Annotated in this window: 8 protein-coding genes; 2 read left to right on the forward strand and 6 right to left on the reverse strand. The window is 69.4% G+C overall.

All coding sequences use genetic code 11. The annotated features are described in order from the left end of the window. Window positions 1–68 precede the first annotated feature (68 nt). Genes AD428_RS18420 through glyQ form a run of 4 tightly spaced genes read right to left on the reverse strand, consistent with a single transcriptional unit; the run spans window position 69 to window position 4387 of the window. Window positions 69–797, reverse strand: a complete 729-nt coding sequence (locus tag AD428_RS18420) for a lysophospholipid acyltransferase family protein (RefSeq protein ID WP_053246147.1) — start codon at window positions 795–797, stop codon at window positions 69–71. Between the two features lie 6 nt (window positions 798–803). Further along, entirely contained in the window at window positions 804–1343 is a 540-nt protein-coding gene (gene gmhB / locus AD428_RS18425) for a D-glycero-beta-D-manno-heptose 1,7-bisphosphate 7-phosphatase (protein ID WP_053246148.1), read from the reverse strand. Next, window positions 1340–3478, reverse strand: coding sequence for a glycine--tRNA ligase subunit beta (glyS, locus tag AD428_RS18430; protein WP_053246149.1), 2139 nt, complete (start codon window positions 3476–3478; stop codon window positions 1340–1342). Before glyS ends, gmhB begins: the two co-directional genes overlap by 4 nt. Next, window positions 3479–4387 carry a glycine--tRNA ligase subunit alpha gene (glyQ, locus tag AD428_RS18435; RefSeq protein ID WP_053246150.1) on the reverse strand — a complete coding sequence of 303 codons (909 nt, stop codon included), beginning with the start codon at window positions 4385–4387 and terminating at the stop codon, window positions 3479–3481. It abuts the gene before it with no gap. A 263-nt stretch (window positions 4388–4650) separates the two neighbouring features. Here glyQ and AD428_RS18440 point away from each other — a divergent pair, with 263 nt between their 5' ends. Both AD428_RS18440 and AD428_RS18445 read left to right on the forward strand, forming a co-directional pair. Then, on the forward strand, window positions 4651–5418 hold the full coding sequence (locus tag AD428_RS18440; RefSeq protein ID WP_053246151.1) for a crotonase/enoyl-CoA hydratase family protein: 768 nt from the start codon (window positions 4651–4653) through the stop codon (window positions 5416–5418). 74 nt (window positions 5419–5492) lie between these two features. Then, window positions 5493–7019, forward strand: coding sequence for a fumarate hydratase (locus AD428_RS18445; RefSeq protein ID WP_053246152.1), 1527 nt, complete (start codon window positions 5493–5495; stop codon window positions 7017–7019). A 17-nt stretch (window positions 7020–7036) separates the two neighbouring features. Here the strand turns inward: AD428_RS18445 and AD428_RS18450 are convergent, their stop codons facing one another. Beyond that, window positions 7037–8281, reverse strand: coding sequence for a CaiB/BaiF CoA transferase family protein (locus AD428_RS18450; RefSeq protein WP_053246153.1), 1245 nt, complete (start codon window positions 8279–8281; stop codon window positions 7037–7039). Further along, on the reverse strand, window positions 8278–8661 hold a 384-nt coding region (locus AD428_RS18455; protein WP_160318603.1), incomplete at its 5' end, for a MaoC family dehydratase. The genes AD428_RS18450 and AD428_RS18455, both read right to left, overlap by 4 nt.

Genomic DNA, 8661 nt, shown 5'->3' on the forward strand with positions numbered 1-8661 from the left:
CCCGCGGGCCGGTCAGCGGCGCGGCGGCAGGGCTGCTGTCGCGCGCGTCGAACAGGAGTTCGAGCTGCTCAGGATTCGACATACCTTTCAGGGTTCAGGCGCCGCATTTCGCCTTCGATCCAGTCCTGGACCTTCCGGTTCAATTCCTCGGCGGTGATGCCCTGGGATTCTATCGCAGGCCCGATGGACACCGTGACCAGCCCCGGCCGCTTCACGAAGGCGTTGCGGCGCCAGCATTCGCCCGCGTTGTGCGCCACGGGAATCACCACCGCGCCGGTGCGCGACGCCAGCAGCGCGCCGCCCATCTTGAAGCGGCCCGTCTTGCCGGGCGCCACGCGCGTGCCCTCGGGAAACAGTAGCGGCCAGCGGCCTTCGTTGAGCCGGGTCTGGCCCTGGCGGACCACCTGTTCGAAGGCGTCGCGCCCCTTGGAGCGGTCGATCGGAATCATGCGCAGCAACGCCAGGCCCCAGCCGAAGAACGGCACCAGGTGCAGCTCGCGCTTGTAGACGAAGCACACCTCGCGCGGCATATGGGCGGGGAAGAACAGCGTTTCCCAGGCCGATTGGTGCTTGGACAGCAGGACGGCCGGCCCGTCGGGCAGGTTCTCCCAGCCCTTCACCTGCCAGCGGATGCCGCAGAACGCGCGCGCTCCCCAGATCGCCAGCCGCGGCCAGCCCACGGTGAGCCGGTAGCGCAGGTGCAGCGGCAGGGGCGCCCACAGGATGCAGGCGATGGCATACGGGATGACCGTGACGGCCAGGAACAGGAAATACAGCAGCGAACGCAGCCAGGCCATAGGGGGTCAGATCTCTTGCAGCAGGGCGTCGGCCACGGCCGACAGGTCGTCGCTGATGCGGGTGCCTTGGGGCAGGCCGCCTTTCTGCAGCGTCTTGCGCCCGTTGCCGGTCATCACCAGCCACGGGGAGCACCCCGCCGCGGAAGAGGCCTGGAGGTCGCGCAGCGAGTCGCCCACGGCGGGCACGCCCGCCAGGTCCGCGTCGTAGCGGTGTCCGATCTGCTCGAACAGGCCGGGCCGGGGCTTGCGGCAGGAGCAGTCGTCGTCCGGGCCGTGCGGGCACATGAAGACGGCGTCCACGCTGCCGCCCACGGCGGCCAGCTCGCGCCGCATCTTGGCGTGGATGGCGGTAAGCGTGTCCATGTCGAACAGCCCGCGCGCCAGGCCCGACTGGTTGGTGGCGACCACCACCTTCCAGCCGGCCTGGGAAAGGCGGGCGATGGCCTGCAGGCTGCCGGGCAGGGCCACCCACTCGTCGGGCGTCTTGACGAAGGCGTCGCTGTCCTGGTTGATGACGCCGTCGCGGTCTAGGATGATGAGCTTCACTGTGCCAGCCTGGAAATGTCGGCGACCTGGTTCATCAGGCCATGGAGCTGCGCCAGCAGGGCGAGCCGGTTGGCGCGCACGGCCGGATCTTCGGCCATGACCATGACGTCGGCAAAGAAGGCGTCCACCGGCTCGCGCACCTGCGCCAGCGTGGTGAGGCTGCCGGCGAAATCGCCGGCGGCGAGCTGGGCCTCGGCCTGCGGCCGCAGGCGGGCCACGGCGGCGGCCAGCGCCTGTTCGGCCGGCTCGGCCAGGGCGGCGGCATCGACCTGGCCGATGCCGCTCTCGGCCTTCTTGAGCAGGTTGCCGATGCGCTTGTTGGCGGCGGCCAGGCTCGCGGCCTCGGGCAACTGGGCGAAAGCCGCCACCGCCCGCACGCGCGCGGCCACCTGGTGCAAGGGCGGCGCCAGCGCGATCACGGCTTCCACTGCGCTGCGGTCGGCATCGGCGATGAGCTGGTTGCGGTAGCGTTCGTAGACGAACGCCTGCACCTCGGCCAGCGTGCCGGCCGGGATCTTGCCGGCCGGGAAGGTGCCGGCGGCCAGCGCCAGCAGGCCGGACAGCGACAGCGGGCCGTCTTGGTCGATCTTGAGCCAGCCGCCGGCGGCCAGCTGCTCGAAGGCGCTGATCAGGCCCAGCGCGGCGCGGCGCAGGCCGTAGGGGTCGCGCTCGCCGGTGGGGGCCAGGCCGATGGCCCAGATGCCCACCAGGGTTTCGGCGCGTTCGGCGATGAACAGCGCGGCGGCGGTCAGGTCCGCGGCCGTGACGGGGGCGTCGCAGCGGTTGCGGTACTGGGTGCGCAGCGCCTGCACCACGCCTTCCGGCTCGCCGTCGTGGGCGGCGTAGTAGGCGCCCATGATGCCCTGCAGCTCGGGGAATTCGCCCACCATGTTCGAGCCCAGGTCGGCCTTGGCCAGCAGGGCGGCGCGGTCGGCCTCGGCCTCGCTGGCGCCCAGCAGGCCCGCCACGCCGCGCGCGATGGCGCGCACGCGCTCCACGCGCTCGAGCTGCGTGCCGAGCTGGTTGTGATATACGATGGAACTCAGTTGCGCCACGCGCGCGGCCAGCGGCACCTTGCGGTCGGTTTCGTAGAAGAACTGCGCATCGGCCAGGCGGGGGCGCACCACGCGCTGGTTGCCTTCGATGATGTTCACCGGGTTGTCCGTCTGCATGTTGCTGACGATCAGGAAGCGGTGCGTCAGGCGGCCGGTGGCCGGGTCGAACAGCGGGAAGTACTTCTGGTTCAGCCGCATGGTGAGGATCAGACACTCCTGCGGCACCTGCAGGAACTGCTCCTCGAATTCGCCCACGTAGACGGTGGGGTGCTCGACCAGCGCGGTGACTTCGTCCAGCAGCGCGGCCACTTCGGGGCCGTCGCCCAGGCTGGCGGACAGGCGCGCGGCATGTTCCTGGAGCTGGCGCTGGATCTCGGCGCGGCGCGCCTCGAAGGACGCCACGACGCGGCCCTTTTCGGCCAGGGTGGCGGCGTAGGCGTCGGCATCGGCAATGGCGATGGGGCCGCGGCTCATGAAGCGGTGGCCCAGGGTTTCGCGGCCGGCCGACAGGCCCAGGGCGGCGACGGGCAGCACCTCGGCGCCGTGGAGCGCCACCAGGCCGTGCGCGGGGCGCACGAACTTCACGGTGGTCACGCCGTCGGCGAGCTGGTAGCGCATGACCTTGGGAATGGGCAGCCCGTCGATGGCGGCGGCGATGCCATCCTGCAGCGCGTCGGCCAGGCGCGCGCCCGGCGCGGTGCCGCGGGCGACCAGGTATTCCTGCTTGCCGTCGGATTCACGGGCCAGCGTGGCCGGATCCAGGCCGGACAGGCCCTTGGCGGCCAGCTTCTTCTGCAGGGCCGGCGTGGGCGTGCCGTCTTCGGCCAGGCCGATCTTCACGGGCATCAGCTTTTCGGCGTAGGCCTGGTCGGGCGCCTGCTCCCGCACGGCGGACAGGCGCACCGCCAGGCGGCGCGGCGTGGCGTAGGCCTGGACGGCGCAGCCGTCGGCCAGCAGACCGTGGCGCGCCAGCGTGGCGCGCACGCCTTCGGCAAAGGACTGGCCCAGCTTCTGCAGGGCCTTGGGCGGGAGTTCTTCGGTCAGCAGTTCGACCAGCAGCGGGCGGATGTTCGTGGTCATTTAGGCAGCCTCCCCCTTGGCCTCTTGGCGCAGCATGGGAAAGCCCAGTCGTTCGCGGGAATCGTAGTAGGCCTGCGCGACGGCGCGCGACAGGTTGCGGATGCGGCCGATGTAGGCGGCGCGTTCGGTCACGCTGATCGCGCCGCGCGCGTCCAGCAGGTTGAACGTGTGGGCGGCCTTCAGCGCGGCCTCGTAGGCCGGCAGCGCCAGCGGCACTTCCATGAGGCGCTTGGCCTCGGCCTCGTAGTCGTTGAAGTGCGAGAACAGCATGTCGGCCGAGGAATGCTCGAAGTTGTAGGTGGACTGCTCCACTTCGTTCTGGTGGAACACGTCGCGGTACAGCACGCGCCGGCCGTTGGCGCCTTCGGTCCAGACCAGGTCGTACACGCTCTGCACGTCCTGCAGGTACATGGCCAGGCGCTCCAGGCCGTAGGTGATTTCGCCGGTGGTGGGCGTGCAGTCCAGGCCGCCCACCTGCTGGAAGTAGGTGAACTGCGTGACTTCCATGCCGTTGAGCCAGACTTCCCAGCCCAGGCCCCAGGCGCCCAGCGTGGGGTTTTCCCAGTCGTCCTCGACGAAACGGATGTCGTGCTGCGCCGGGTCGATGCCCAGCGCCTCGAGCGAGCCGATATAGAGATCCAGGATTTCCGGGGGCGCGGGCTTGAGCACCACCTGGTATTGGTAATAGTGCTGCAGGCGGTTGGGGTTCTCGCCGTAGCGGCCGTCCTTGGGGCGGCGCGAGGGCTGCACGTAGGCCGCCCGCCAGGGCTCGGGGCCGATGGCGCGCAGGAAGGTCGCGGTGTGCGAGGTGCCGGCGCCGACTTCCATGTCGTAGGGCTGCAGCAGGGCGCAACCCTGCTTGTCCCAGTATTCCTGGAGCGTGAGGATGATTTGCTGAAAGGTGAGCATAGGATTCTTGGAATTCGGTGCGCCGGGCCGGACAGCCGCGGGCGCGGGCAACCAGACGCGGGAAACCCGGCATTTTAACTGGCCCGGGCGGGCTGCGGGCCGGGGCCCGCCCGCGGGCGGTTACATCCGCGCACGGGCGTGCTCCTGGCGGACACCGGCCGGGCGCGCGCCTGCGGCGGGCAGGCAATGGTCGTATCATTGCCGTTTGGTCCAAGTCTTATATAAAACCCCGCAGAAACAGCGATACGGAAGGAGCACAACCCATGTCTGACCTGATCAAGGTGGAAATCGCCGACGGCATCCAGATCATCACGATCAACCGGCCCGAAGCCAAGAACGCCATCAACCTGGAAACGGCCCAGGCCATGGCCGCGGCGCTGGATCAGCTCGACGGCCGCGACGACGTGCGCATCGGCATCCTGACCGGCGCGGGCGGCACGTTTTCCTCGGGCATGGACCTGAAGGCCTTCGCCAAGTCGGGCCAGCGCCCCTATGTGGAAGGCCGCGGCTTCGCCGGCCTGAACGAGCGTCCGCCCAAGAAGCCGCTGATCGCGGCCGTGGAAGGCTACGCGCTGGCCGGCGGCTGCGAAATGGCCCTGGCCTCCGACCTCATCGTGGCCGCCAGCAACGCCAAGTTCGGCCTGCCCGAGGTCAAGCGCGGCCTGGTGGCGGGCGCCGGCGGCATGCTGCGCCTGCCGCGCCGCCTGCCGTACCACATCGCCATGGAGGTCATTCTCACGGGTGAGATGCTCGGCGCCGAGCGCGCCCATGCCTATGGCCTGGTCAACCGTCTCACCGAGCCCGGCAAGGCGCTCGAAGGCGCGCTGGCGCTGGCCCGCGCCATTGTCGAGAACGGCCCGCTGGCCGTGCAGACCGCCAAGAGCATCGTCTCGCAGTCGGGCGACTGGCCCCAGGAAGGCATGTTCGACCGCCAGCGTCCGCTCATCGCCCACATTTTCACCTCGGCCGACGCCAAGGAAGGCGCCACGGCCTTCGCCGAGAAGCGCAAGCCCGTGTGGCAGGGCAAATAAAATAGACCTGATCACGCGCGGCCGCCCGCTGCGGCCGCGTTTTTCCGTTTATCCCTCCTGAACCGCAAATCTCCATGTCCGTCATCATCAAAGAAGAAGACTTCATCCAGTCTATCGCCGATGGCATCCAGTTCATCAGCTACTACCATCCCGTGGACTACATCCGCCACCTGGCCCGCGCCTACGAGCGCGAGGAAAGCCCGGCCGCGCGCGACGCCATGGCGCAGATCCTGACCAACTCGCGCATGTGCGCCGAGGGCAAGCGGCCGCTGTGCCAGGACACGGGCATCGTCAACGTCTTCCTGAAGATCGGCATGGACGTGCGTTTCGACACGCGCCGCAGCCTGCAGGAACTCTGCGACGAGGGCGTGCGCCGCGGCTACACCAACCCCGACAATCCGCTGCGCGCCTCGGTGCTGGACGATCCGCTCTTCACCCGCAAGAACACCCGCGACAACACGCCCTGTATCCTGCACGTCGACCTGGTCCCCGGAGACAAGGTCGACGTGCAGATCGCCTCGAAGGGCGGCGGCTCCGAGAACAAATCCAAGTTCGTCATGCTCAATCCCAGCGACTCGCTGGTGGACTGGGTGCTCAAGACCGTTCCCACCATGGGCGCGGGCTGGTGCCCGCCGGGCATGCTCGGCATCGGCGTGGGCGGCACGGCCGAGAAGGCCATGCTGATGGCCAAGCAGTCGCTCATGGAAGACATCGACATGTACGAGCTGCTGGCGCGCGGCCCGCAGAACAAGCTGGAAGAGCTGCGCATCGAGCTGTACGAGAAGGTCAACGCGCTGGGCATCGGCGCCCAGGGCCTGGGCGGCCTGACTACGGTGCTGGACATCAAGATCAAGACCTTCCCCACGCACGCGGCCTCCAAGCCCGTCGCCATGATCCCCAACTGCGCGGCCACGCGCCACGCGCACTTCGAGCTGGACGGTTCCGGCCCGGCGCGCCTGGAGCCGCCGTCGTTGTCCGAGTGGCCCGAAGTGCACTGGGCGCCCGACTACAACAAGTCCAGGCAGGTGGACCTGAACACGCTCACCAAGGAAGAAGTGGCGAGCTGGAAGCCGGGCCAGACCCTGCTGCTCTCGGGCAAGATGCTCACCGGCCGCGATGCCGCCCACAAGCGCATCCAGGACATGCTGGCCAAGGGCGAGAAGCTGCCGGTGGACTTCACCAACCGCGTGATCTACTACGTGGGCCCGGTCGATCCGGTGCGCGACGAGGTGGTCGGACCCGCCGGCCCCACCACCGCCACCCGCATGGACAAGTTCACCGACATGATGCTCGAGAAGACCGGCCTGATCTCCATGATCGGCAAGTCCGAGCGCGGCCCCGTCGCCATCGAGGCCATCAAGAAGCACGGCTCGGCCTACCTCATGGCCGTGGGCGGCGCGGCCTACCTGGTTTCCAAGGCCATCCGCGACGCCAAGGTGCTGGCCTTCGAAGACCTGGGCATGGAAGCCATCTACGAGTTCGACGTGAAGGACATGCCCGTCACGGTGGCGGTGGATGCGCAAGGCACCTCGGTGCACACCACCGGCCCGAAGGAATGGCAGGCCCGCATCGGCAAGATTCCGGTTGCGGTGGAGGGGTAAGGAAGGACGCGCCTTTCCTACTGTTTGGCGACGCTCTCCCGCAGGCGGGCGGCGTAGGCGGCGACGGCTTCGGGCGGCTTGCCCAGCACGTCGCGCAGCACTTCCTCGGTGTGCTGGCCGAGCAGCGGCGGGGCCAGGCGGTACTGCACCGGGCTTGCGGAAAAGCGCAGCGGGCTGGCGGTGACGGCGGCCTGGCCGCCCAGCGGGTGGGGCAGGTCGCGCCGCAGCTGGCGGGCCTGCGCCTGCGGATGCGCGAAGGCCTGGGCGATGTCGTTGATGGGGCCGCAGGGCACGCCCACGGCCTCCAGTTTCTCGATCCAGTCGTCGCGCCGGCCCCGGCGCATGATGTCGGACAGCAGTCCGATGAGCGTCTCGCGGTTGGCGACGCGCAGCCGGTTGGTGGCAAAGCGCGGGTCGTCGCCGAGCTCCGGCGCGCCGATGGCGCGGCAATAGGCGCGGTACTGGGATTCGTTGCCCGTGGCCACGATGAGATGGCCGTCGCTGGCGGCGAACACCTGGTAGGGCACCACGTTCTGGTGCGCATTGCCCGCGCGCCGCGGCGCAACCCCGGTGTTGAAGTAGTTGGAGTTCTGGTTGGCGAGCAGGGCCACGTGGCTGTCCAGCAGCGCGATGTCCAGGTGCTGGCCCAGCCCGCTGTTGTGCCGCTCCTGCAGCGCCGCCAGGATGGCCACGGTGGCGTACATGCCGGTCACGATGTCGGTGACGGCCACCCCGGCCTTCTGCGGCCCGCCGCCGGGCAGGTCGTCGCGCTCGCCGGTGATGCTCATCAGCCCGCCCAGGCCCTGGATCATGAAGTCGTAGCCGGGCCGCTGCGCGCAAGGGCCGTCCTGGCCGAAGCCCGTCACCGAGCAATAGATGAGGCGCGGGTTGACCTCGCGCAGGCTCTCATAGTCGAGTCCGTATTTCGCCAGCCCGCCCACCTTGAAGTTCTCCACCAGCACGTCGCTGGCGGCGGCCAGTTCGCGGATGAGCGCCGCGCCCTCGGGGCTGGCCATGTCGGCTTCCACCGAACGCTTGTTGCGGTTGGCGCTGAGATAGTAGGCGGACTCGGCGGTGTCGTTGCCCGCGCCGTCCTTGAGATACGGCGGGCCCCAGGCCCGCGTGTCGTCGCCCACTCCGGGGCGTTCGATCTTGATGACGTCGGCGCCCAGGTCGGCCAGGTTCTGCGTGCACCAGGGGCCGGCCAGGATGCGCGAGAGGTCGAGCACGCGGATGCCTTGCAATGGCGGCGGACGGGTCATGCGCTCACCCTGGCGCTGCCGTGGCTCATGACCACGATGCCGCGTTCGCGCACGCGGGCCTGGAAGCGCAGCTCGCCCCCGGGCCGGCGCCAGATGTCGCAGACCAGCGTTTCGCCCGGGTAGACGGGCGCGGAGAAGCGGGCGTCCAGGCTCAGCAGGCGGCGCGCGTCGTAGTCGCAGCAGCTCTTCACGATGGCGTGGGCCGCCACGCCGTAGGTGCAGAGCCCGTGCAGAATGGGGCGCGGGTAGCCCGCCTGGCGTGCTACTTCGGGGTCGGCATGCAGCGGGTTGCGGTCGGCGTTCAGGCGGTAGAGCAGCGCGGCGCGCGGCGAGATGGGCAGTTCGCAGCGGAGGTCGGGCTCGCCCTCGGGCGCCGGCGG

Source organism: Achromobacter sp. DMS1 (genome assembly GCF_001270295.1).